Source organism: Nonomuraea sp. NPDC049129 (assembly GCF_040648495.1).
GTDB lineage: Bacteria > Actinomycetota > Actinomycetes > Streptosporangiales > Streptosporangiaceae > Nonomuraea.
The window spans coordinates 507,821-532,087 of the sequence record NZ_JBEZDU010000003.1 but is presented as its reverse complement, the minus strand read 5'-3'; the positions used below and the strand labels follow the sequence as shown (position 1 = coordinate 532,087).

The window sequence follows — 24,267 nt, the reverse complement described above, 5'->3', positions numbered from 1 at the left end:
CGCGGCTGCGACGGCACTCCCGTACCCGAGAAATGAATCCTTGGTCGCACCCATTCGCAACAACCGATCGCCAGGCCGCAACGCCCACACGTTACGGCGGGCTCGGAGCGGACGCGAGGCTGGCCGCATGAGCGCAACAAGATCCATGTCAATGGCGAGGCGGCTGCTCGCTGTGGTCGCCGGCGGCTGTCTTGCCCTGTCCGCGTGCGTCACGCAGGCCGCCGCCGCGCAGGAGGTGCCGACGCCGCGCCCGACGATCGTGCAGCTGGACTCGGGCCGGATCCGGGGAGCGGACGACGGCACGGTAAGGACGTACTCGGGGATTCGCTTCGCGCGGCCGCCGGTGGGGAAGCTCCGGTGGAAGGAGCCGGTGCGGGTCGCACCCTGGCGGGGGGTGGCCGACGCCACCCAGCCCGGCCGGCTGTGCCTGCAGGAGGAGGCGGGTAAGCAGCTCGGCGGGGAGGACTGTCTGTTCCTCGACGTCACCGCCCCCGCCAAGCCGTCGCGCGAGCCGCGGCCGGTGATGGTGTGGCTGCACGGGGGCGGCTTCCTCACCGGCTCCGGCAGCATCTACAACGCCCGGCGGCTGGCCGACCAGGGCGACGTGGTGGTGGTGACGCCCAACTATCGGCTGGGGGCCTTCGGTTACCTCTCGCTGCCGGGACTGCCCGGCTCGGGGAACTTCGGGCTGGCCGACCAGGTCGAAGCCCTGAGATGGGTGCAGCGCAACGCCGCGGCCTTCGGCGGCGACCCGGACAACGTGACGCTGTTCGGTCAGTCCGCCGGCGGGATAAGCACCTGCGCGCTGCTGACCTCGCCGGCCACACGCGGCCTGATCGACAAGGCCGCCATGCAGTCGGGGTCGTGCATGCTCAATTGGCCGAACGGCACCTATCTTCCGATCCCGAGCGTGGGCGCGATACAGCCGTACCATTCGCTGAAGAGCAGCCAGGACGCCGGCCTGGCCGCGGCCGAACAGCTGGGCTGCGTAGCGGGCAAGGAGCTGGACTGTATGCGGGCCAAGCCGGTCGCCGAGCTGATGAAGATCAACGGGGACTACGGTAACGATGTCGCTTACGGCACGCCGCTGCTGCCGCTCGACCCGGCGCGGGCGCTGCGCGAGGGCAGGTTCCCGCGGGTGCCGGTGATCTCCGGCGCTACCAAGAGCGAGAGCAACGGCTTCGTCGCCGGCGCCGCACAGGCCGGGTTCCCGGTGACCGCCGAGAACTACCCGGAGTTGATGAAGGGCGCGTTCGGCGAGCAGGCCGACAAGGTGATGCGGGAATATCCGCTGACGGACTTCACCTCTCCCGGCCAGGCCTGGGCGACGGTGAGCAGTGACCGGGCCTGGGCCTGCCCGACCTTGGAGACGGGAAAGGCGGTGGCCGCCCGCACCACGGTGTACGCCTATGAGTTCGCCGACGACAAGGCGCCCAACATCATCGGCACCCCGTCCGAATTCCCGCTCGGCGCCCAGCACGCCAGCGACCTGCCCTACCTGTTCGATTTGGACGGCCGGCCAGAAGACGGCTTGACGACGGAGCAGTGGCGGTTGGCGGAGCAGATGATCGGCTACTGGACGTCCTTCGCCCACACCGGCAAACCGCAGGCCGCCGGCGCACCCGCCTGGCGCGCTTTCACGCCGTCCGGCCAGACGATGCTCAGCCTGAAGCCCACGGGCCAGGGCGGTATCGGCCCGGTCGACCTCAGCGCCGAGCACCGATGCGGCTTCTGGAGTGGACTCTCTGATTGATCAGGCCATGGTGCCTGGGCCCCCAGGCACCATAGCGCGGGGGTGGTGGATGGCAGACTGTGCGGATGTCGATCAGGGTTCTGCTCGCCGACGACGACCCGATGGTCCGCCGGCATCTCACGGCGATCCTCGGCTCCAGCGCGGAGATCGAGGTGGTCGGCGAGGCCCGTGACGGGGCGGAAGCGGTCGAGGAGGTCCTGCGTAACCAGCCGGACGTGGTTCTGATGGATCTCCGGATGCCGGGCGTGGACGGGATCACCGCGACGAAGGAGATCGCGGCGCTCGCCTCGCCACCCGCGGTCATCGCGCTCACGACGTTCGACTCCGACGAGCATGTGCTCGGCGCACTGGAGGCCGGCGCCGGGGGCTTCCTGGTGAAGGCCACCCCGGCAGAAGACCTGATCAACCTGGTCAAGGTGGCGGCCGACGGGAACGTCGTGATGTCACCGAGCGCGGCGCGAAGACTGCTCGCGCAGTCGTCCAGAGGGGACGAGCGGCGCGAAACCGCCCGGTCGCGGGTGGCCGCGCTCGCCGAGCGCGAACGCGAGGTGCTGGTCTGCCTCGGTGAGGGGCTGACCAATCCGGAGATCGCGGGGCGACTGTTCCTGTCGGAGACCACCGTCCGCAGCTACGTCTCCCGCCTCCTGGTCAAGCTCGACCTCACCCACCGTACGCAGGCCGCTCTTCTCGCCCACCAGGCCGGACTCCTCCCTGAACACTAGGTTTTCGCTGTGCGCGCACTGCCACGTTTCTCCAGACCGGAGCTCATCGTCAGCGACCGGAGGATCATGCTCTGGGCCGCCTTCGGCGCGGCCGTGCTGTGCGCTGTCATCCAGATCGTCCTGTACGTCGCGTACGCTCGCGGCGCCGCCTCGCTCACCGAGCTGGCCCTGAATCTCCTGCTCGACGCGTCCTTGCCGTTGGTGGTCCGCTTCCCGCGGACGGTGGGAGCGCTGGCCGTCGCGGTCACGACGATGTTCGCGCTGGCGCCGGGTGTGGAGCGGGTCGCCCCGCCCGTGGCGGCCCCGATCGTGGTGTCGTTCCTGGTGGTCCTGGTGCCATGGCGGCAGGCGTTCGCCTTCGCCGCGGTCCTGGCGGTGCCGGCGATCCCGATCTGGTCCCCCTCATGGGGGGCGCTGTACGTGGCGTTGTCGGCCACCGCGCTCCCCGCCCTGATCGCCCTCTATCTGAAGGCCCGGAGCGAGCTCGTACGGTCGCTGCGCAAGCGAGCCGAGCTGGCCGACTCCGAACGCCACCTGCTCGCCGAGCGAGCCGAGACCGCCGAACGCCGGCGCCTGGCCGCCGAGCTGCACGACATCGTCACCTACCACGTCACCGAGATCGTCCTGCACGCCGACGCCCTGCGCGTCACCACCCGCGACGACGACGCCCGCGCCGCGGCCGAGCAGATCCGGCTCGCCGGCACGCGGACCCTCACCGAGCTGCGCGACCTCATGCGGGTGATGAGCACAGGGGTCCGGATGGTGCCCGCAGAGCGTCCCGACGACGACACCGGCGGCGACCTGGCCGCGCTGGCGGCAGCCGACCGCGCGGCGCTGCGTGTCGAGGGCGATCCCGGTACGGTGACCGCGGTCGTGGCCCGCGCCGTCTACCGGGTGGTACAGGAGTCGCTGACCAACGCCCGCAAGCACGCCCCCGGGGCGCCGGTCACCGTCACCATCGCCTATCCCGGTGATCGGGCCGACGTCGAGGTGCGTAACGTGCCGCCTCGGCGGAGCGTCGATCCCACGCTGACCGGCGCCGGCTCCGGGATGGGCCTGACCGGGCTCAACCGCCGGGTGACCCTGCTCGGCGGCACCTTCAGCGCGGGGGACGACGGTGAGGGAGGCTTCACGGTCACCGCCAGCATCCCCGCCGCCGTCACATGAGAACATCAGGCGAGAGCCGTGAGCAGGCCGATCGTCAGAGCCAGGCGCTTCGGGATGTGCTCGACCAGCAGGTGCTCGTGCCGAGCGTGCGCCCCGTCGCCCACCGCGCCCATGCCGTCCAGCACGGGCCGCCCGAGCGCCGAGATGAAGTTGCCGTCGCTGGCGCCCCCGACCGACACCTCGTCCAGCGGCCAGCCGAGCCCGGCCGCCACCTCCTGGGCCTCCTTGAACAGCCGCTGCGAGGCGGGGTTCGGGGTCATGGGCGGCCGATTCCACTCGCCGGTCACGGAGATCGTCACCCGCGGATCGGCGGCCCGCAGGCCGGCGAACACGTCGTCGATCCGTCCCATCTCGGACGGGTCGGTCACTCGCACGTCGATCCCGCAGCTCGCATGGCCGGCCGTGACATTGCGGCCGGTGCCGCCGGTGATCACGCCGATGTTCACGGTGGTTCCGCGCTCGCGTGAGGCGGAGCCGGCCAGCGTGGTGACGATCTCGGCCAGGGCGTGGATCGCGTTCGCCCCCGCGTACGGGTCGAGCCCCGCGTGCGCTTCCACCCCGGTCACGCTCACGTCGAACAGCCCCACGCCCTTGCGGGCGGTCTTGAGCGCGCCGTCGAGCGACGCCTCGAAGACCAGGCTCGCCAGCACGTCCGCGCTCGCGGCCTCGATGTGCTCGCGCGAGGCCGGGCTGCCGATCTCCTCGTCCCCGTTGAACAGGAAGCGCACGCTCGGATGCGGCAGCCCCAGCTCGCGCAGCCCGCGCAGTGCCCAGATCGACTGCACCAGGCCCGACTTCATGTCGAACACGCCCGGCCCGCCGGCCCTACCGTCGACCACCGTGAACGGCCACTCGGCCAGTGTCCCCGTGGGCCAGACGGTGTCGTAGTGGCTGAGCATCAGCACGGTGCCGGGCGCGGTGCCCTGGTAGGTCAGCTCAAGGATGTCACCGTACGGTCCGCCGTCGTGCAGGACCTCCGCGTCGGGCGGGCCGAGGAGGTCGACGGCCCGGGCGCGGATCGCGTGCAGCCCCTTGACCAGCATGGCCTTGTCGGAGCTGTGGGTTTCCAGCTCGACCACGGCCTTGAGGTCGTCGAGCATGGCCGGGAGTGCCTGCCGGGTCCAATCGGTGATCAAGATGGGAATCCTTCCAACACTGATGGGCGACACTTCCGGATTTACCGGCGACGTGGGATGCTCCGGGCTGTGAACGAGCCTGATAAGCCCGCTCGGCGCATCGACCCCCCGTATGACCGCGACGGTATCGAGAGCACGCATACGTACGGCGCGGTGCTTCTCGGGCTGGGCCTCGCGCTCTGCGTGGGTGCGCTCATCGTCGAGAACGGCCACCCGCCTTGGCAGGTGCTCGGTGTCTTCGCGCTCGTGGCGATCAGCGGCCTGGTGATGCGCATCGAGGCGGCGATACAACGACGTTCGCAGTGACGCCGCGCTGTTCGGTGGCGTCGATGAAGTCGTGGAGGACCTGGCGGGAGCGGGTGAGCAGGTCGATGTGCTCGTCCAGGCCGTGCATGCGGGCTCTCAGCGTGTCCAGGAGCTCGGGGCAGGGCTCGAGGTCGGGGGCCGCGCCGGTGGCGCAGGGCAGCAAGTACCCGATTTCCTGGGTCGACAGTCCGGCTTCGAGCAGCCGCCGGATCTGAGTCACGGTCAGGACGGCATCGCTGGTGTACTCGCGGTAGCCGCTGGCGGCGCGGCGGGGCTCGAGCAGGCCCTGGGCCTCGTAGTAACGCAGTTGATGCGTGCGGACTCCGGTCCGCCGGCTCAGCTCCCCGATCAGCACGCGCGCTGCTCCTTGACCTTCATATCGGTGTGAACGTTGATGATTCTGCCATGACCACTCAAACCCATCGAGGGAGCAGCGCATGATGCGGAATCGCGACGTGACGGTCATTGGTCTTGGCCTGATGGGTCAGGCGCTGGCTGGAGCGTTCCTGCGCGGCGGCTACTCCACGACCGTGTGGAACCGTACGGCGGCGAAGGCCGAACATCTCGCCGCCCAGGGGGCGAAGGTCGCCGACTCGGTCCGCGACGCCGTCCTGGCCGGCCCGCTCGTGGTCGTCTGCGTGTCGGACTACGAGGCTGTGCACACGCTCCTCGATCCGCTGGGCGAGGAGCTCGACGGCCGCGTCCTGGTGAATCTGACCTCTGGCACGTCGCTGGGGGCCCGCGAGACCGCGGAGTGGGTGACGCGGCAGGGCGGCGCCTACCTCGACGGCGCGATCATGGCCACCCCCGCGGCCGTCGGGGCGGAGGCCGTTCTCCTCTACAGCGGGCCGCGGTCGGCTTTCGACCTGCACGAGTCGGCCCTGAGGAGCCTTGGCGCGGGTACGACTTACCTCGGCGACGACCATGGGCTGTCGGCGCTGTACGACGTGGCCGTACTGAGTCTGATGTGGAACATCCTGAACGGCTTCCTGCAGGGTGCCGCCCTGCTCGGCGCGGCGGGTGTGGACGCCACGGCGTTCGCCCCGATCGCGAGCAAGGGGATCGAAACCGTGAACGGCTGGGTGTCCGCCTATGCGCGGCAGATCGACGACGGCGCGTACCCGGCCGTTGATTCCACCATCGACACGCACCTGGCCGCGATGGAACATCTCATCCACGAGAGTGAGTCCCTCGGGGTGAATGCCGAGCTTCCGAGGTTCATCAAGGCCCTGACCGATCGGGCCGTGGCGGATGGGCATGGTGGCAGCGGGTACGCGGCGATGATCGAGCAGTTCCGTCCTGTAGGTGCCGTCGTCAAGCCATGACACTCCGCTGCCGTCCTTGCCCGGGACGGCCCAGGACGGCAGCGGAGTCCGGCCGGCCGCTATAAGTCGCTGATGTGGGGGATGATCTCGGTCAATACCCAGAGGGCCAGGCCGAGGGCGATGAGGTTGACGCGGCCGCCGCCGACGTTGAAGGCGGCGAGCACGAAGCAGGCCAAGGCGAAGATGAGCAGAATGAGGGTGAGCATGCTGGGCTTCCGTCCGTCCGGTGTTACGGGTGTGGTTGCTCAGCGCTACCCATGATCGCCCGGTTCAGGCGTGGCGATTGATCGCATGCCCCGAACTGTGACCCAGCCGCCTACGGTGACGCGGATCTCTAATCAGGCATGCGAAAGAAAGATCCCGGCCGACGGGTGTCCAGGACCGTGGCGGCACGCCATGGGCGTGCGGGGATCGGAAGTCTGCGGGTTCGAGTCGTCGGTGACCTCTCCGGTGGCCGGCTCGGCCGGAACTAGCCCGGGTTCGTGGAGAAGCCTGAGGAGGAGCCCAAGGAGGAGTACGCGACAGCCTGTCGGCTCGTCTCCGGCAGGGTGCCCAGCTTGTTGACCTCGTTGGTCAGCCCTTCGAGGACCGCGCGCAACTGGACCTGGGTGACCTCCGCGAAAGTGCGCAGGTAGGCGATGCGGCGTTCCAGTTCCTCGGCTTCGACCGACTGGACCTCTCCGCTCGCCCGATAGACGTTGACCGCCTGGCTGGCGGCCTCCTCCGCCTGCTGCTGCGCCTCCTGGAGGATCTGCTCGTACTGCTGGCGAGCTTGGCCCACCAGCCTGCGGGAGTAGTCCTCCGCCTCGGCTATCTGGGCGTCCGCCGTCTGCTGAGCGCGGGAGAGGAGGTTGACCGCGTCGACGTTGAGCCTGGCCGAGGCGCCCGGGGAGGTGTCGTGGCCGTGGTCCTTGAACCAGTTGCGCAGCCGGTCGACCTCCGCGCGCAGGTCGGCCTTCTCCGTGTCGCTGGCCGCTATGTCGTCGGCCATGCGGTAGAGGAACGTACGTACCTCATCCGCGTTGTAGCCGCGGCTCCCGAGCTTGGCGCGTGAGAAGTCCTTGTTCCGTACCCGATCCGGCGTCAGTGGCTGGCGGCCGTTCGATGGGTTATGTGCCCATGGCGTCTCTCCCGTCACTGCTCTCTACCTCCAGCGCTGGTGAATTCGTCGAAGCGGATTTGCTCGGCCGGCACGCCGGCGTCCAGCAGCCGGGCGGTCGTGCTCTGAACCATCTCTTCAGAGCCGCATACGAAGACATCCTGGCCACGCCAGGCCTTCAGGGCGACGTCCACCACATAGCCGCGCTCACCGCGGTAGAGCCCGTCATGGGACACGACGGGCACGACACTCAACCATGGGTGCTCGGCGTCCAGCTTGGACAGCGCCTCGATGTCGTACAGCTCGCGGGCGGTCCGGGCACCCACGAAGAGACGGATGTTGCAGCGCGCCCCTTCGTAGGCCACCTGCTCCACGAGCGCCTTGAGGGGAGCCAGGCCCGTGCCGCCGGCGATCAGGAGGAGATCCTTGGGCAGGCTCGTGTCGAGCGTCAACCGGTCGCCCAGCGGTGCGCCGATCTTCAGTGCGTCGCCGCGTTGCGCGCCGTGCACCAGGGCCGTGCTGACCGCGCCACCGTCGACCACCCGTACGTGCAGGTCAATAGTGTTGTCGCGACGCGGCGCGTTGGCGAAGGAGTAGAAACGCCACATTCTCGGTCGCAGCCCGACCGAGATCGACGCGAACTGGCCCGCGCGGAAGGGGTACGGGTAGTTCAGGCGAGCCCGGATCACCGCGATGCCGGGGGCGCGCGACTCATGCAGGATGATCTCGCCGTCCCACCAGGGCGGGGTCGTGGCCGCAGCCTCTTCGGCCGCTTCGGTCATCACCTTCGCGACCAGCCCGTACGCCTGCGTCCAGTCGTTGGCCAGAGCAGGTGTCCAGCGATCGCCGAGGAAGTGCTGCAGCGTGGCCAGCAGTGCCTGGCCGACAGCGGGGTAGTGCTGCGTGACCACGGCGAACTTGCGGTGGTCGCGGCCGAGCTGCTGGAGAAACGGCACCACGTCTTCCACGTGGTCGACGTTGCTGACGACGCGCCCCAGCGCGCTGACGAGCCGATCCCGCTGAGTGGCCATGGAGACCGGGAACAGGGCGCGCGTCTCGGGGTACATCAGGAACAGGGCTGAGTAAAAGAACAGCGGCACCTGATCACCCGACCGGGCGACCTGGTGCCAGCTGTCCTTTAAGGCTTGCGTGTCCACTTACCCGGCTGCCTCTGCGGGCTTCTCCACGATGGAGCCGCGCACCTGGCCCAGGATCGTCACGACGTTCGCCACGACCTCCTCAGGAGCACCGAGGTCGCGGAGCACTGTGACGAGGATGTCGCCGACCTGGTCATAGTGCCCATCGGTGATGCCCATGCCACGGTGCGCGTCGGCCAGGTCGTGGCCCTCGTAGACCTCGGGGCCACCGAGGACGGAGCACAGCAGCATGACCATGTGTCGCTTGAGCCGCGCCATGTCGATGCCGTCGAAGTACGGCTTGAGGTCGGGGGTGTCCAGCACGACCGTGTAGAAGCGGTCCACCGCTTCACGGACGGTGGGAGCGCCACCGATCTTGTCATAGTCCGAAACCACAGCTACCACAAAACCTCCCAAATCGGACACACATGCACGTGCGGGTACATGGGGTCAATTTCCTTGGTTCTCCGCTTGTTGTGGGCGCCCGTCCGGCTGAACGGGCGTCAGTCGGCGGTCTGGGCCTCCCACTCGGTGGAGGTCACGTCTGTCTTCTTCCTGCGGACCACGACCGGCCCTGCGCGTTCAGGGCACGGCAAGGGTCGGCGGGCATGTCGAAGGCGGCGGCCTTGGGCCGCGGCGGTGGGATCACGCCGCACTCCATTGCCGCTGGCACCACCACGGCCGAAGCCGTGCGCGGTCTGAGCGCCATTCATGCCCCCATAGAGCGGATCCTGTGCAGGCCGAATGCCTGTACTGGCCCTTAACCCTTCAGGTGTCCGAACACGTGAATATGCCTCAGGCACACTAGGGGGTGACCAAGGTGCTGGCAACTCGTCGCTCACAGAGCGTGTCGCCTTTACGCATAGCCACTCCGCGGTCAATTCCGGTCGTTGCCCTGACTTCTCCAGGACTACCTGTGGCACAACCGGGTCTGACTCTATCGGTTCATGGCGATCTAGCTGACAATGTCAAAGGAGAGGGCCTCTTCGTGGTGCGGGATCGACCGGTTCTTCGCGCGCTGACGGGGGGCGTCACACAGGTGCGGGTCAGGGGCTGGGCCTGGGGTGCGGCCTCGAAGCGGACGTCCTGGTCGATAGCACGCAGTCGGCTGTGACGGCTGCTGAGTTGGGGACCGTTCCATATTGGTGACGCTGCGGTGTCCGTCCTTTCAGGAATGGCCGAGTCAAGTCGCACTGAGTTACCTCAACCTGGTCCGAAACCGCTGTTCATGATTTCCTGCTGACCTGGGGAAACACGGCTTATTCGTATTCATCGCTGAATGCGATGCGGCAAAAACAGAGCGACGGTCCGCTTGTGCCGGGCCGTCGCTCTCCTAGGCGCTGCTGCCTGCGGTTATTCACACAGCGCGGTGTCGAGGGCGGCTTCGAAGTGTTTGAAGGCGGACAGTTCGGTGGGCAGCGCGGTGACGGCGATGGTGGCGGCCCGGCCGTCGTCGGTGATGGCGTTGGCGGTGGCGTAGCCGGGGGCGGAGCCGCCGTGGGACCAGGCAAAGCCGCCGCAGCTGAGCTTGAAGGTGGCCAGGCCGAGCCCGTAACGGGAGCCGCCGACGGAGTCGAAGCCGGGGGCGTCGACGGTGGTCTTCATCTGCTTGAGCTGCTCGGGCTCGAGCAGCTTGCCGCCCAGCAGCGCGCCCATGAACCGGTTGAGGTCGGTGGGGGTGGAGATCAGCTGTCCGGCCGCCCAGGCCATGGAGGGGTCCATCGTGGTGACGTCGGTGTACGGGTCGCCGGACTTGGCGGCGTAGTAGCCCTTGGGGTGCGGGCCGCGGATGGACTGGTCGCCGAGGGCCGGCCAGTACGTTTTGCGCAGCCCGAGCGGCTCGATGATCCGCTGGGTGATCTGCTCGCCGATCGGCCGGCCGGTGACCTTCTGCGCGATGAGCCCGGCCAAGATGTAGTTGGTGTTGCTGTAGCTCCAGCCGTGGCTGGGGGAGTTCTTGCTGGTCAGCCCCGCGTCCACCAGCTCACGCGGCTCGTAGTGGGTGTGCTGGATGGCCAGATAGTCCTTGATCAGGACGTCGTCGTAGTCGGCCAGGCCGCTGGTGTGCTGCAGCAACTGCCGGACCGTGATCTCGCGGCCGTCGACGCCCTTGCCATGCACCACCTTAGGTAGGTACTTCTCGACCTTCGAGTCCAGGTCGATCTTGCCCTCGCCGACCAGCTGCAGCACGACCGTGGCGGTGAACATCTTGGTGTTGCTGGCGATGCGTACCTGCCCGTCGACGGGGACCTTCGCCTTGGTCTCCAGGTCGCCCACTCCGGCGGTGTAGTTGCGGGTCCGCCCGTCACGCCCTCGTACGGCCGCCAGCGCGGCGGGGTACTTGTCGACCTTGACCAGGGCGTCCAGGCTCTTCCGCACGGCGTCGGTGTCGGCGCTTGCCGGTGTGGCGGACAGGCCCAGGCCGCTCAGCGCGGCGACGGCCACCGCCGCCAGGGCCAACCGGCTACGACGCTTGGTGGAGGGGTACGACATCGGGGGGCTCCCTGCTTGGTGGCTCGTTTGCGATGCCACAAGCCTGTCGGCCGGACCACCTCATGATCGATCCCACTCGCTGGAATTCAGCGGTATAGCCAGCGCTACCGGCGTTCGGGCGGGCCGTCACGGCCCGCCACCCGGCTTCGCGCTACCAGTCGCCGCCTTCCTCTTCCTCGTCGCCCTCGAAGATCTCTTCGGCCACCTCGGCCGCGACGAACCCGCCCACCAGACCCGCGGCGCCGGCGGCGGCCACCGTTCCCCAACCGGGACCGCCACCGCGGTGGTGGTCGTCGTGGTGCCCGTAGCCCTCGTGATGCTCCATGTGGCCGTGCGACCCATAACCGCCGTGCTGGGCCAGGCCGGTCAGCCAGCGGTCGAGCTCGCTGGACCAGTCGGTGTGCAGCGCGTCGTCGTGGCTGACATGGAAGCGGCCGATGGCGTCGCCGGAGTAACGGCCGGCCCGCTTGTCGGCCTCCAAGATGACCTCCAGCCCGGTCGGGCTCGCCACGAAGGTCAGCTCGACCTCGCCCACGACCCCGGCGTGCTGGGCGGGCGGGTAGAACTCGATCTCCTGGTAGAACGGCAGGTCCTGGTGCACTCCGTACAGGTGGCCGGCTTCCAGATCGGCGGACTTGAAGTGGAAGCCGAGCCGCAGCAACGCCTGGAGGATGCGGAGCTGGGAGGGCAGGGGCTCGACCGCGATCATGTCCAGGTCGCCCTTGTCCACGGCCTTGGCGATGGCCAGCTCGGTGCGTACGCCCAGGGCCATGCCGTTCAGGTGCTGGCCGTCGATCTCGCTGATCGGCGTCTCCCACGGCACCGGGATCTGGAAGTCGAGGGTGCGGTTCTCGCCCTCGCGCAGCGTGAAGGGGCCCGAGACCTGGGTGCGGGAGAACTCGCCGAGCCCGCCGTGCTCGCCGTCGCCATGCTCGATCTCCACTCGCGCCACGAGGCCGAGGGTGATGTGCTCGATCTCGGCGTCGAAGTCGCCGCCCTTGAGTCGTACCTGCCCGGTCAGCAGCCCGCCCGGCTGGATGCGCGGGGTGGAAAGGACGGTGTCCACCGAGGGCGCGCCCACGCCGAAAGCGCCCAGCATCCGTTTGAAGACCACGCTGTTGTCTCCCTGTCGTCGGGATCGGTTGTGTCAGCCGCCCGTCACAACGATCAACGCGAGGGCCGGGTTCCGGAGGCCGGGCCACTTCAAAAGCCATCGCTGGGCACCTCCGGCGCGACGTGGCACGATCGGGTAGGTGACCAGCAGCCCCGCGGCGGCCCAGCACCTGCGCGACCTGGCCCGCCTGCGCCGCGTTCGCGACCGGATCGACCGGGAGTACGCGCAGCCGCTGGACGTCGAGGCGCTCGCCCGCGGCGCGCACATGTCGGCCGGGCACCTCAGCCGCGAGTTCCGGCGGGCCTACGGGGAGTCGCCGTACGGCTATCTGATGACGCGGCGTATCGAGCGCGCGATGGCGCTGCTGCGCCGTGGAGATCTCAGCGTCACCGAGGTGTGTTTCGCGGTCGGCTGCTCGTCGCTGGGCACCTTCAGCACCCGCTTCACCGAGTTGGTCGGTGTACCGCCCAGCGTCTACCGGCGCCGTGCCGCACGCGCGACGGCGGGGATGCCGCCGTGCGTGGCGAAGCAGGTGACCAGACCGGTCAGGATTCGAGAAGCACGGGTCACCGAGCCGCACCTAGCCTGAGCGATGTCGGGAGGGCGGTCCGCCAGTTCCGGCCCGCCCCGCCGATCAGGTAGACAGGGGGCCGTTGCCGAAGGGGGCGACCTGATGGGGAGCGCGACGGCGGCCCCGCCCAACAGATGGAGACAGGATGAGCATGGCCACGAGGACGGACACGCAGTCGCCTGAGCCGAACGTCGCCGACAGCCACGACCTGATCCGCGTGCACGGCGCTCGCGAGAACAACCTCAAGGACGTCAGCGTCGAGCTCCCGAAGCGCCGGCTGACGGTGTTCACCGGCGTCTCCGGCTCGGGCAAGAGCTCGCTGGTGTTCGACACGATCGCCGCCGAGTCGCAGCGGCTGATCAACGAGACCTACAGCGCGTTCGTCCAGGGGTTCATGCCGACGCTGGCGCGGCCCGAGGTCGACGTGCTCGACGGGCTGACCACGGCGATCATCGTCGACCAGGAGCGGATGGGCGCCAACGTCCGCTCCACCGTGGGCACCGTCACCGACGCCAACGCGATGCTGCGCATCCTGTTCAGCCGGCTCGGGCAGCCGCACATCGGCTCGCCCCAGGCGTACTCCTTCAATGTCGCCTCGATCAGCGGAGCGGGTGCGGTCACGCTCGAGCGCGGCGGGAAGGCGGTGAAGGAGCGGCGCGAGTTCAGCATCACCGGCGGGATGTGCCCGCGCTGCGAGGGCATGGGCAAGGTGAACGACATCGACCTGACCCAGCTCTTCGACGACTCCAAGTCGATCGCCGAGGGCGCGATCACCATCCCCGGCTACAAGACGGACAGCTGGTGGACAGTGGGGATCTTCGCCCAGTCGGGCTTCATCGACCCCGACAAGCCGATCCGCGACTACACCGAGACCGAGCGGTACGACTTCCTCCACCGCGAGCCGACCAAGGTGAACGTCAACGGCGTCAACCTCACCTACGAGGGGCTGATCCCGAAGATCCAGAAGTCGTTCCTGTCCAAGGACCGGGAGGCGATGCAGCCGCACATCCGGGCGTTCGTGGACCGGGCGGTCACCTTCACCGCCTGCCCCGAGTGCGGTGGCACCCGGCTCAGCGAGGCGGTCCGGTCCTCGAAGATCAAGGGGATCAACATCGGCGACGCGTGCGCGATGCAGATCAGCGACCTGGCCGAGTGGGTCCGCGACCTCGACGAGCCGTCGGTGGCGCCGCTGCTCGCGAAGCTGCGGCACACCTTCGACTCGTTCGTGGAGATCGGGCTGGGCTACCTCTCGCTAGATCGGTCGTCGGGCACGCTGTCGGGTGGCGAGGCGCAGCGCGTCAAGATGATCCGCCACCTCGGGTCGTCGCTCACCGACGTCACCTACGTCTTCGACGAGCCGACGATCGGGCTGCACCCGCACGACATCCAGCGGATGAACGGCCTGCTGCTGCGGCTGCGCGACAAGGGCAACACGGTGCTCGTCGTTGAGCACAAGCCGGAGGCGATCGCGATCGCCGACCACGTCGTGGACCTCGGCCCCGGCGCCGGTACGGCGGGCGGCACCGTCTGCTTCGAGGGCACCGTCGAGGGGCTGCGGGCCAGCGGCACCATCACCGGACGCCATTTCGACGACCGGGCCGCCCTCAAGGAGACGGTGCGCAAGCCCACCGGCGCGCTGGAGATCCGCGGCGCGACGGCGAACAACCTCCGTGACGTCGACGTCGACATCCCGCTCGGCATGCTGGTCGTCCTCACCGGGGTGGCGGGCTCGGGGAAGAGCTCGCTGATCCACGGCTCGGTGTCGGGGCGGGACGGCGTGGTCTCGATCGACCAGGGCGCGATCCGCGGCTCGCGACGGAGCAACCCGGCGACCTACACCGGACTGCTCGAGCCGATCCGCAAGGCGTTCGCGAAGGCCAACGGGGTGAAGCCGGCGCTGTTCAGCGCCAACTCCGAGGGTGCCTGCCCCACCTGCAAGGGCGCCGGCGTCATCTACACCGACCTGGCGATGATGGCCGGGGTCGCCACCACCTGCGAGGAGTGCGAGGGGAAGCGGTTCGAGGCCTCGGTGCTGGAGTACCACCTCGCCGGCCGCGACATCAGCGAGGTGCTCGCGATGTCGGTGACCGAGGCCGAGAAGTTCTTCGGCGCCGGCGAGGCGCGTACGCCGGCCGCGCACGCCATCCTCGACCGGCTCGCCGACGTCGGGCTCGGCTACCTCAGCCTCGGCCAGCCGCTCACCACGCTGTCCGGCGGCGAGCGGCAGCGGCTCAAGCTGGCCACCAACATGGGCGACAAGGGCGGCGTCTACGTCCTGGACGAGCCGACCACCGGCCTGCACCTCGCCGACGTCGAGCAGCTGCTCGGCCTGCTCGACCGGCTCGTCGACTCGGGCAAGTCGGTCATCGTCGTCGAGCACCACCAGGCGGTCATGGCGCACGCCGACTGGATCATCGACCTCGGGCCGGGCGCCGGCCATGACGGCGGCCGGATCGTCTTCGAGGGCACACCGGCCGACCTCGTCGCCGCCCGCTCCACCCTCACAGGCGAGCACCTCGCGGCCTACGTAGGCGCCTGACCGAGGCCTTTGCGGACTCGGCGCCGGATCACCGTTCGGCGCCGAGCACCGCCCAACTGCCGGATCACCGTACGGCGCCGAGCACCGCTCAACCGCCGGGTCACCGTACGGCGCCGAGCACCGCCCAGCGGCCGGACCGCAGGCGGGCCAGCTGGGTGGTCATCCGAATCACCAGGAAGGCCGACAAGCCCGACCAGATCCCCACCAGCCCCCAGCCGAAGCTCAGCGACCCCCATACCAGCGGCAGGAACCCCAGCACCGCCGCACTCAACGTCGCGGTCCGCATGTACGCCGCGTCCCCGGCGCCGAGCAGCACTCCGTCCAAGGCGAACACGACGCCACCGATCGGCTGCAGCGCGACGAAGAACCACCACGCGTGGGGCATCTCTGCCAGCACCGTCGCATCGGTGGTGAACGCGTGGGGCAGGATGCCGGCCAGCGCCGCGAACACCACCCCGAGCAACGCCCCGAAGACCAACCCGCAACCGGTCACCTGCCAGGCCAGCCGGCGCGCCCGTTCCCCGTCGCGCGCGCCGAGCGCGGCCCCGACCAGTGACTGGGCGGCGATGGCCAGCGCGTCCAGCACGAAGGCCAGGAACATCCACAGCTGGAACACCACCTGGTGGGCGCCGACCGCCGCCGTGGAGGTGTGCGCGGCGACCACGGTCGCCGACACCCAGCACGCCTGGAAGACCAGACCGAGCACCATCATGTCGCGCGCGAGGCCGAGCTGGGCGCGCATCGCGGCAGGGACCGGCGCGAGCGGCACGCCCTCGGCCAGCAGTGCCCGCACGAACAGGCTCGCGGAGATCACCTGCGCGACCACATTGGCGACCGCCGAGCCGTTGAGCCCCCAGCCGAACCCGTGCACGAGCACCGGGCACAGCACCGCCGAGATCCCGTTGCCCACGAGCACGTAGCGGAGCGGGCGCCGCATGTCCTGTACGCCGCGCATCCACCCGTTGCCGGCCAGGGTGATCAGGATCATCGGGGCGCCGAGCAGGGCGATCCGCAGCCAGCTCACCGCGGCGGCGGCGACCCGGTCGTCACCGGCGAGCAGGCCGGCGATCGGCGCGGCGAGCAGCTGCCCGGCCACGATCAGCACCAGCCCCACGATCGCGCCGAGCCAGGTCGCCTCCACGCCCTCGATCACGGCATCGGTACGGCGGCCGGCGCCGTGCAGCCGGGCCGCGCGGGCGGTCGTACCGAAGGACAGGAAGCGCATCTGGGTGGCGATCTGCGCCAGCACGATCGCGCCGATCGAGAGCCCGGCGAGCGGCACCGCGCCGAGATGGCCGACCACGGCGGTGTCGACGAGCAGGTAGAGCGGCTCGGCGGCCAGGACGCCGAGCGCGGGCACCGCGAGTTTGAGCAGCTGACGCAGGGGAGACCCGGCCTGGTCGACATGATCCACCATGCGCTCCTCCGGTAAGGCGCTCAGCCCGCTTTCGCTCCTGACGGCCGACTTTAACTGTAAGGAGCACCTAGCGGCAATGCCTCTTACTTCGATAGTCGAAGCCAAGGTCGGGCGTGCTCTCGGAGGTGATCGAAACGCGCCCGCGCTTCCCCGCGAATGGGGTAAATTACGCGATCACTGATCGGCCGTTCGCACAGGTGCCGCCGCACCGGCAGGCGTCCGCGAGCCGCTGGGCTGGAGGTCGAAAGGCGTGACCGCGGACAGAACCGCGTGGGAGCAACACAGCGTGGCACGGGTGGTCTCTCCCGTCAGACCGCGCAAGCTGGCAAAGGTGCCCTTCGTCGAGATGGCCGACGGGCGGTTGCAGGGAGTCGTGTCGAGCGGCTCGGACATCAGCCGGGTGTACGTCTCGTCGGTCACCGCCGGGACCCATACCTACAACTGCAGCACCAACAACAACCGGCCGTGTGGCGGCTTGTACGGCGACATGTGCAAGCACCTGCGATCACTGGTCGATGAGGCGGTGCTGCAGTACGGCCAGGACCGGGTCGCCGGCTACCTGCGGGTGGAGCTCGCCGAGGGGGAGAGGCTGTCCTACCACCTGAACGGTGGTGTCGAGCGTACGCAGGGGGCCGAGGTGTTCAGCCGGTTCCTGCGCCACCTGGCTTACCTGGAGTTGCCCATGACCACCGAGCCCATCGCCGAGCTGCACTGGTTCCCGTCCACCGGGGCGGTGGGCTGATGCTGAGCGTGCAGCTGGCGGAGTTGGCCGACCAGCCCCTTCCGGGTGTCGGCGAGGCGCTCGACCTGGTGACGGGCTTCGACGAGGCCCTGACGAACGGCTTGGCCCGGCTCGGCGAGGAGCGCGCCTCGGCGCTCACCGACCTGGCCGGCGCGGTGGCGGCCACGCCGCTGGGTGACCGGGTGGGCGAGGCGGCGGCCAAGGTCGCCGCGGGCTCGGTCTCGGAGGAGAACGTCACGGCGCTGGCCGGTGGGCGTACCGCGCTGCTGGGCGCGGTGCACGACGCCCTGCTGGGCCGCCTCGACGCGGCGCTGGGCCGGGAGCGGGACTCCTGGGCGGAGCCGCCGGCGGCCGGTACGACCGACAACCTGCTCGGCGGGTGCCGGTCCTGGCTCAACGAGCTGGCCATCACCGGCTGGCGAGGCGTCGACCACGACCTTGTCTCGGCCGTGAGCCAGACGATGGAGGCGCTGCTGGCCGAGCCGCGGCTGCGCCGGCTGGCGGTGCTGATCGACGGCCTGGCGGGGGAGCTGCGCGCGTCGTGCCCGGTCGCGACGATGGAGGTCGTGCCCGCCCGGCGCTGGGCCGACCTGTGGGCGCGGGCGCTGATGCTCACGCAGGCGGGCGGTCTGCCCGCGGGCTCCGGCGAGCCGGTGTCCGGGCGGCTGCTGGTGCTCGGTGTGGACGTGCACGAGCACGCCACCGCCGTGCAGGCGCAGGTCCACGCGATCCTGGAGCCCGCTGACGGCGGTCAGTGCCGTCTGGTGCGTACGAGCGTCGCCGCCACGAAGGTGGACACGATCGTCGGCCCGGCCGTGTGGCGGCTGTTGACCGGGGCCCCGATGTTGCTCAACGCGCTGGCGGAGCATCGCAGCCTGGACGTCAAGGACATGCCGCTGCTCGGCGGCGGCGACCTGGTGTGGCACGACGACCGGGCCACGGTGGGGAAGCCCGCGGACCCGTTCACCACGGCGCGGGTCCAGCTGGGGAGCGCGCTCGCCCCCGCCACGCCGCCGCTGGAACGCCACCCGGTGCGAATCGCCGAGCCGGTGCTGGTCGAGGGCTACTCCGTGCGCAAGGGCGATCCGATGGTGTTCGACCTCGGCGGCAAGACGATCACGGTGGACATCGATCGGCTGCCCTCGTGCGGCCCGCTCACGCCCGCGATCGTGCGCGGCTCCGAGTCGTGCATCGGGCTGCTCCGCTGGGACGCCGGCCGGTGGCTGCTCCAGCCGCTCGCCGTCCAGGGGACGGTCAAGAAGCTGCCGGTCACCGCGCACAACGGTGACTGGGCGCAGGGCGCGACGGACCCCAAGATCGCCAAGGCCGAGGCCAGGAACGGCGACGCGGTGGCCGTGCTGCGCGAGCGGGCGGGACGGCTGCTGCGCAAATGACTGCCAACAACGAGAACAGGCGGCAGGTGCTCTACTGGCGCCTGCTGGCCCAGGTGTTCAACACCGAGGAGCAGGCGACCCTGGAGTCGGCCAGCGTGGCCGTCGTGGACGACCTCGGCCTGCCGGTCGCCCTGCTCGACCCGTCGGTGTCGGTGGACAACCTCGTGCAGCGCTTCCCCGACCTGGCCGCCGAGTTCGACGGCCTGCTCGACCACGCCGAGGACGCCGAGGACTCCGGTGAGCAGGTGCGCAGGGCCGCGCTGATCTCCAAGCTCCTGCTCAACGTCTTCGCCACCGGGACGGGCGACGTCTCGGCCTCCCAGCTCGCCGCCTGGCAGAAGGACGCCGGGTGGTTCAAGCAAGCACTCGGGGGAGGCGGCGGCAGCCGCAACGCTCAAGGCGAAGGAGAAAGGGAAGGCGAAGGATCCGGCCAAGGACGGGGGCTCGGCACTGGCGGCGGCGGTCGCGGAATCGACGACGCCGAGCTGAACAAGGCCCTGGCCAACCTGGAAGGCGACCTGGTCCGCCGCATGCGCCTGCGCGAGGTGCTGTCCAACTCCTCCCTGGCCGCCCAGCTCAATCCCAGCATGTCGCTCATCGAGCAGCTGCTCCGCGACAAGGACAACCTCTCTGGAGTCGCCCTGGCCAACGCCAAGGCGCTGATCCGCAGGTTCGTCGACGAGGTCGCCGAGGTGCTCCGTACGCAGGTCGAGAAGACCAGCGTCGGCAAGATCGACAAGTCGGTGCCGCCGAAGCGGGTGTTCCGCAACCTCGACATCGAGCGGACGATCTGGAAGAACCTCACCAACTGGAGCCCGGAGGACGAGCGGCTGTACGTGGACCGGCTCTTCTACCGGCACACGGCCAGGCGGACGACTCCGGCCCGGCTGATCGTGGTGGTGGACCAGTCGGGGTCGATGGTCGACTCGATGGTCAATTGCACCATCCTGGCGTCGATCTTCGCCGGGCTGCCCAAGGTGGACGTGCACCTGGTCGCCTACGACACCCGCGCGCTCGACCTGACGCCGTGGGTGAAGGACCCGTTCGAGGTGCTGCTGCGCACGACGCTCGGCGGCGGCACGGACGGTACGGTCGCGATGGCCCTGGCCCGGCCGAAGATCGTCGACCCGCGCAACACCGTGATGGTCTGGATCTCCGACTTCTACGACAACCGGTCGCTGATCGACGACTTCACGTCCCTGCATCGTTCGGGGGTCAAGTTCATCCCGGTCGGCTCCGTGAACAGCTCGGGGTACGCCAGCGTGGACCAGTGGTTCCGCGAAAAGCTGAAAGACCTGGGCACCCCCGTGATCTCCGGCCACATCCGCAAACTCGTGCTCGAGCTCAAGAACTTCCTCACCTAGGAGACCCGCGAATGACCGAGATACTGCGTGCCCCCGCCGAGGTCAAGTACGCCGAAGAGCTCGACTGGCTGGAGTCCGTCGACGACGGCCCCAAGCCGTTCTCGTGGCGGCTCAGCCCCCGGATGGTCCGCCTGTTCGTGCTCGGCTCCGAGCGCTCGGACGGCCTCGACCGCGAGATCCCGCAGAAGTGGTTCGGTGACCGCAGCTTCGTCGAGCGCAGCATCGTGACGCTGGCCTCCGACCGCGGCCTGCTGCTCATCGGCGACCCGGGCACCGGCAAGAGCTGGCTCGCCGAGCTGCTCGCGGCGGCGATCAGCCGCAACTCCACCTTGGTCGTCCAGGGCACGGCCGGCACCACGGAAGACCACATCAAGTACTCCTGGAACGTCTCCATGGTGATCGCCAAGGGGCAGTCCCGCCAGTCGATGATCCCCTCGCCCATCATGACGGCGATGGAGCGGGGCGTGATCGGCCGCTTCGAGGAGCTGACCAGGTCGACCAGCGACGTCCAGGACGCCCTGATCTCCATCCTGTCCGAGAAGTACGTCTCCATCCCCGAGCTCGACGACGACAACATCGTCTTCGCCCAGCCCGGATTCTCGATCATCGCCACGGCCAACAGCCGGGACCGGGGCGTCAACGACCTGTCGTCGGCGCTGAAGCGGCGGTTCAACTTCGTCCGCATCCCCGTGGTGACCAGCAAGACCAGCGAGGCGGAGATCGTCCGATTCCGTACCACGGAGCTGCTGCGCCGGCACCGCATCGAGCTGGACGTGCCGCCCACGCTGCTCGACATCCTGCTGCAGAGCTTCGCCGACCTGCGGAACGCGGCGGCCTCGGCCAAGAGCGACGACGACAAGCTCGAGTCGGCCCTGTCCACGGCCGAGCAGATCGGCGTGCTCGAGGACGCCATCCTGCACAGCCAGTTCTTCGGTGATCGCCAGTTGCGGGCGGAGACGCTCGGCGGCTCGCTGGTGGGCTCGCTGGCCCGCCGTCAGCCGGAGGACCTGGCCATCCTGAACAAGTACTGGCACGGCATCGTCGAACCCCGCAGCAAGAAGGACGGCGGGCCGTGGACGGACTTCCTCGAAGGTGGCCGCCAGGCCATCAAGACGCTCTCATGAGCCCGTTCGGCGCACTCCGCGAGCAGCTGCTGGACGCCGCCGCCGCGTTCGCCGGCGAGCCGGACACCCTGGCCGGGATCCTGTCGGGCCTGGTCGACGACGTCGACCGGGCGCTGAGCGAGCAGCTCGAGATCTTCCCGGTATGCCACCACTCGCCGGCCTCGGCGCTGGCCATGGTGCGGCGCCTGCGCGAGAAGCAGCCCAAGGTCATCTACCTGGAGCTGTGCGAGGACCTGCGGCCGCTGCTCGACGAGCTGCGCAACTGCCGCCTGCCGGTGGCGTTGCAGGCGTTCGCCTCCGACGTCGACGGCTTCCCGGCCAGCTGGGAGCCGCTCAGCGTGGTGGCGCCCATCACGGAGGTGTCGGCCGAGTACCAGGCCATCTCGTACGCGCTCAACACGCCGGACGTCGAGCTGGTGCTGGTGGACCGCTCGACGGACCACGTCTTCCAGTGGCTGCCCCGCGACCCGGCCGACCCGGCCGAGCCCAAGCAGGGCGGGGACGACGACGCGGGCCTGCACGGCGACGCCGTGGGCGTCGAGATCGGCGACCTGCGGCCGCGCTTCGCCGAGCTGGAAGAGCACCTGCTGCACCACGGCAAGGTCCGGCACTGGTCGGAGTGGTGGGACCAGTACGTCGAGCAGCCGCTGACCGGCGCGGACTACGAGTCGTACCGGCAGGTCATGGTCCTGATCGGCAGCCTGTTCCGCCGCCTGCGCCCCGAGGGCGACCGGCGGACGGACCGCGACGAGGACCGCGAGCGCTACATGTGGACGCGGATGCGCGAGCACCTCGCCGCGACGGGCGCCGACCCGGCCGAGTGCCTGTACGTCTGCGGTGCCTTCCACGCGGCCAGCCGGGTGGAGCAGTTCGGGCTGGCATCGGACGCGCCCTTCGAGATCACCCCGCGTACGGCCACCCAATGGCTGTACGGGCTCATCCCGTCGAGCCACTCCGCCATCGAGGCCCAGTTCGGCCTGGCCTCCGGCTCGGTCTCGATCGCCGCGGCCACCTGGGAGAAGGCGCTGCGGCGCGACGGCGTCAAGCCGTACCAGCTGGCGGGCCAGAAGAAGCCGGCCAAGAAGCCACGGAAGCCGGTGGCGCCCGCGCCGCCGCAGCAGGTCACCGACCGGTTGTCCGGCTTCCTGGCCAAGCCGCCGGTCCTGGACGGCCTGGACGAGGCCGAGCTGCTCGGCTGGTCCGTCGACATAGTCCGGCTGGCCCGGCGCAACGGCTACCAGTCCAGCACTGCCGACGCCATCGCCGTGTTCGAGACGTCGATCCTGCTCGCCGGGCTGCGTGGCCGGGGACGTCCCACGCCGTACGACTTCCAGGACGCCGCTGTCACGTGCATCGAGAAGGACACGGTGCCGGGACGCCGGGACGTGCGCCGCCTGTGCGAGATCCTGCTCGGCGGCGACCGGATCGGCCAGGTGGGCTACCACGCCATGCCGCCGCTGGCCCAGGACGTGTTCGACCGGCTGCGGCCACTCGGACTGGACCTGAGCAAGCGCACGGTACAGCGGGCGCTCATGGACCTCAAGGCGGACCCGCACCTGGTGCCCTGCTCCGACCTGCTGTGGATCCTGCGTCACCTGCTGCCCGACGACGCCGTACGGCCCATCATGGGCGCGCGGCGACTGGGCGAGCGGGCGATCCAGGAGAGCTGGGACCTGACGATCGGCAAGCACCAGCGCTCGATCATCGAGCTGGGCTACGAGGGCATCACCGTCGAGCAGGTGCTGGAGCAGCGGCTGCGGCGCAAGGTGTGGGATCCCAAGGCGACCGCGGCCGTGGCGCTCGCGGCTGTCGAGGACTCGATCCTCTACCTGCGCAGCCGGCGGTTCACTGACGAGCTCGGGGCGCGGGCCGTGGAGCTGCTGGCCGCCGAGCGGTCCGTCGACGACGCGCCGGAGGTGCTGCGCCGGATCAGGCGGCTGCTGGCCCACTACCGCGCGACCGAGCCGGAGCTGCCGGCCTGGTGCGAGGCGTTCGTCACGGCGGGGTTCGCGCATTACTGCACGCTGCTGCCGACCGCCTTCGTGGACGAGTACACCGGTGTCCGGCAGGTGTCGGCGATGCTCGGGTTCCTGTTCACGATGGAGAGCCTGGCGCTGGCACTGGGCTGCGAGCGGGCCCAGCTGGAGATCGCGGTACGGCAGTCGCACCCGGAGGCGCCCGCCAAGGTGGCCCTCCTGTGGTCGGCCCAGTACCTGCTCGGCACGTTGCCGCTGGCCGAGCTGCGGGCGCGCTGTGACGAGCTGCTCGCCAACCCGCTCGTGATCCCGGCCTTCCCGGAGTACATGAGCGGGTTCGCGCAGGCGATGGAGCCGGCTCCCGCGCTGGCGTCGTTCGTGGTCGAGCTGATGTCGAAGGCCTTCGGCCGGTTGCCCGACTCCATCCTGCTGCCGTGGCTGCCCGGCCTGATCACCACTCTGCGCGAGCAGGCCGGTGAGCTGGTGCCCATACTGGTGCACGAGGCGGGCCGTACGTTCCCCGGCGGCCTGACCGCGCTCGACCAGTGGACACCGCCCTGGTCGGCGAAGCCCCCGAAGAAGGCAGTAGGTGCGGCGGCGCCCGCGCAGGCGGGCCCGGTGACCGACCTGCTGGCGGGACATCCGGCCGCGATCGACGCCGTGGCCGCGCTGCTCGGCTGCGAGGGCGGCTGGCAGCAGGCCGCCGACGGCCCGTCCGTCGGCAAGGCGGCCGGAGAGGCGGGCGCGCTGCTGGCCCGTCACCCCGAGACCGCCGACGCCGTGGCGGCTGTGCTCGTCAGCGTGTGAGCCAGGGACCGGCGCCTGCCGATTCACCGGTAGGCGCCGGTCTGCAGGGTTCGGCGGACCCGCCCTGCTCCCAGGCGCCCCG

The 24,267-nt window shown here is 69.7% G+C and carries 21 protein-coding genes; 12 read left to right on the top strand and 9 right to left on the bottom strand.

What is annotated here, in order from left to right; all coding sequences use genetic code 11:
- The first annotated feature begins 151 nt into the window (after positions 1 to 151).
- From AB0B64_RS11965 to AB0B64_RS11955, 3 genes are all read left to right on the top strand, one after another.
- On the top strand, positions 152 to 1,753 hold the full coding sequence (locus tag AB0B64_RS11965; protein WP_358176728.1) for a carboxylesterase family protein: 1,602 nt from the start codon (positions 152 to 154) through the stop codon (positions 1,751 to 1,753).
- Positions 1,754 to 1,818: 65 nt separating this feature from the next.
- The gene (locus tag AB0B64_RS11960; protein ID WP_358176725.1) at positions 1,819 to 2,475 is read left to right on the top strand and encodes a response regulator transcription factor; all 657 of its coding nucleotides are present in this window, start codon (positions 1,819 to 1,821) and stop codon (positions 2,473 to 2,475) included.
- A 9-nt stretch (positions 2,476 to 2,484) separates the two neighbouring features.
- Positions 2,485 to 3,642, top strand: coding sequence for an ATP-binding protein (locus AB0B64_RS11955; RefSeq protein ID WP_357938186.1), 1,158 nt, complete (start codon positions 2,485 to 2,487; stop codon positions 3,640 to 3,642).
- Positions 3,643 to 3,647: 5 nt separating this feature from the next.
- On the opposite strand, the gene AB0B64_RS11950 is transcribed toward AB0B64_RS11955, so the two are convergent.
- The gene (locus AB0B64_RS11950; protein ID WP_357938187.1) at positions 3,648 to 4,778 is read right to left on the bottom strand and encodes a M20 family metallopeptidase; all 1,131 of its coding nucleotides are present in this window, start codon (positions 4,776 to 4,778) and stop codon (positions 3,648 to 3,650) included.
- A 69-nt stretch (positions 4,779 to 4,847) separates the two neighbouring features.
- Between AB0B64_RS11950 and AB0B64_RS11945 the strand changes: the two genes are divergently transcribed.
- Positions 4,848 to 5,084, top strand: a complete 237-nt coding sequence (locus tag AB0B64_RS11945; protein WP_357938189.1) for a hypothetical protein — start codon at positions 4,848 to 4,850, stop codon at positions 5,082 to 5,084.
- Here AB0B64_RS11945 and AB0B64_RS11940 read toward each other — a convergent pair.
- The gene (locus tag AB0B64_RS11940) at positions 5,032 to 5,439 is read right to left on the bottom strand and encodes a MerR family transcriptional regulator (RefSeq protein WP_358176722.1); all 408 of its coding nucleotides are present in this window, start codon (positions 5,437 to 5,439) and stop codon (positions 5,032 to 5,034) included. The two genes, AB0B64_RS11945 and AB0B64_RS11940, sit on opposite strands and share 53 nt — an antisense overlap.
- An 82-nt stretch (positions 5,440 to 5,521) precedes the next feature.
- On the opposite strand from AB0B64_RS11940, the gene AB0B64_RS11935 reads away from it, so the two are divergent.
- Positions 5,522 to 6,409: an NAD(P)-binding domain-containing protein gene (locus AB0B64_RS11935; protein WP_358176719.1), complete on the top strand. Its 888-nt coding sequence runs from the start codon at positions 5,522 to 5,524 to the stop codon at positions 6,407 to 6,409.
- A 59-nt stretch (positions 6,410 to 6,468) separates the two neighbouring features.
- Here AB0B64_RS11935 and AB0B64_RS11930 read toward each other — a convergent pair whose 3' ends face one another.
- The 6 genes from AB0B64_RS11930 to AB0B64_RS11905 all read right to left on the bottom strand — a co-directional run bounded on the left by AB0B64_RS11930 (position 6,469) and on the right by AB0B64_RS11905 (position 12,251).
- Positions 6,469 to 6,615: a hypothetical protein gene (locus tag AB0B64_RS11930; RefSeq protein WP_357938195.1), complete on the bottom strand. Its 147-nt coding sequence runs from the start codon at positions 6,613 to 6,615 to the stop codon at positions 6,469 to 6,471.
- A 263-nt stretch (positions 6,616 to 6,878) separates the two neighbouring features.
- Positions 6,879 to 7,547, bottom strand: coding sequence for a DivIVA domain-containing protein (locus tag AB0B64_RS11925; RefSeq protein WP_357938197.1), 669 nt, complete (start codon positions 7,545 to 7,547; stop codon positions 6,879 to 6,881).
- Positions 7,544 to 8,665 carry a globin domain-containing protein gene (locus tag AB0B64_RS11920; protein ID WP_358176716.1) on the bottom strand — a complete coding sequence of 374 codons (1,122 nt, stop codon included), beginning with the start codon at positions 8,663 to 8,665 and terminating at the stop codon, positions 7,544 to 7,546. The genes AB0B64_RS11925 and AB0B64_RS11920 overlap by 4 nt, the downstream gene beginning before the upstream one ends.
- Entirely contained in the window at positions 8,666 to 9,049 is a 384-nt protein-coding gene (locus AB0B64_RS11915) for a group 1 truncated hemoglobin (RefSeq protein WP_357938201.1), read from the bottom strand.
- Between the two features lie 948 nt (positions 9,050 to 9,997).
- Positions 9,998 to 11,137 carry a serine hydrolase domain-containing protein gene (locus tag AB0B64_RS11910; protein WP_358176713.1) on the bottom strand — a complete coding sequence of 380 codons (1,140 nt, stop codon included), beginning with the start codon at positions 11,135 to 11,137 and terminating at the stop codon, positions 9,998 to 10,000.
- A gap of 151 nt (positions 11,138 to 11,288) precedes the next feature.
- Complete coding sequence (locus AB0B64_RS11905) at positions 11,289 to 12,251, bottom strand: sporulation protein (RefSeq protein ID WP_358176710.1); 963 nt, start codon at positions 12,249 to 12,251, stop codon at positions 11,289 to 11,291.
- Positions 12,252 to 12,390: 139 nt separating this feature from the next.
- Here AB0B64_RS11905 and AB0B64_RS11900 point away from each other — a divergent pair, with 139 nt between their 5' ends.
- Both AB0B64_RS11900 and AB0B64_RS11895 read left to right on the top strand, forming a co-directional pair.
- Positions 12,391 to 12,840 (top strand): helix-turn-helix transcriptional regulator, encoded by a 450-nt coding sequence (locus AB0B64_RS11900; protein WP_358176707.1) that lies wholly within the window; start codon positions 12,391 to 12,393, stop codon positions 12,838 to 12,840.
- A 127-nt stretch (positions 12,841 to 12,967) separates the two neighbouring features.
- A complete protein-coding gene (locus tag AB0B64_RS11895) occupies positions 12,968 to 15,361 on the top strand; it encodes an excinuclease ABC subunit UvrA (RefSeq protein WP_357938207.1) in 2,394 nt (797 codons plus the stop codon).
- A 100-nt stretch (positions 15,362 to 15,461) separates the two neighbouring features.
- Here AB0B64_RS11895 and AB0B64_RS11890 read toward each other — a convergent pair whose 3' ends face one another.
- Entirely contained in the window at positions 15,462 to 16,778 is a 1,317-nt protein-coding gene (locus AB0B64_RS11890; RefSeq protein ID WP_357938209.1) for an MATE family efflux transporter, read from the bottom strand.
- 250 nt (positions 16,779 to 17,028) lie between these two features.
- Here AB0B64_RS11890 and AB0B64_RS11885 point away from each other — a divergent pair, with 250 nt between their 5' ends.
- From AB0B64_RS11885 to AB0B64_RS11865, 5 genes are read left to right on the top strand one after another with little or no spacing between them, the layout of a single operon-like run.
- Positions 17,029 to 17,520, top strand: coding sequence for a hypothetical protein (locus AB0B64_RS11885; RefSeq protein WP_357938211.1), 492 nt, complete (start codon positions 17,029 to 17,031; stop codon positions 17,518 to 17,520).
- Positions 17,520 to 18,914, top strand: coding sequence for a hypothetical protein (locus AB0B64_RS11880; RefSeq protein ID WP_357938213.1), 1,395 nt, complete (start codon positions 17,520 to 17,522; stop codon positions 18,912 to 18,914). Before AB0B64_RS11885 ends, AB0B64_RS11880 begins: the two co-directional genes overlap by 1 nt.
- Positions 18,911 to 20,278, top strand: coding sequence for a VWA domain-containing protein (locus AB0B64_RS11875; RefSeq protein ID WP_358176704.1), 1,368 nt, complete (start codon positions 18,911 to 18,913; stop codon positions 20,276 to 20,278). The genes AB0B64_RS11880 and AB0B64_RS11875 overlap by 4 nt, the downstream gene beginning before the upstream one ends.
- Before the next feature lie 11 nt (positions 20,279 to 20,289).
- On the top strand, positions 20,290 to 21,402 hold the full coding sequence (locus AB0B64_RS11870) for an AAA family ATPase (protein ID WP_357938217.1): 1,113 nt from the start codon (positions 20,290 to 20,292) through the stop codon (positions 21,400 to 21,402).
- On the top strand, positions 21,399 to 24,185 hold the full coding sequence (locus AB0B64_RS11865) for a DUF5682 family protein (RefSeq protein WP_358176701.1): 2,787 nt from the start codon (positions 21,399 to 21,401) through the stop codon (positions 24,183 to 24,185). The genes AB0B64_RS11870 and AB0B64_RS11865 overlap by 4 nt, the downstream gene beginning before the upstream one ends.
- The last annotated feature ends 82 nt before the right edge of the window (positions 24,186 to 24,267 follow it).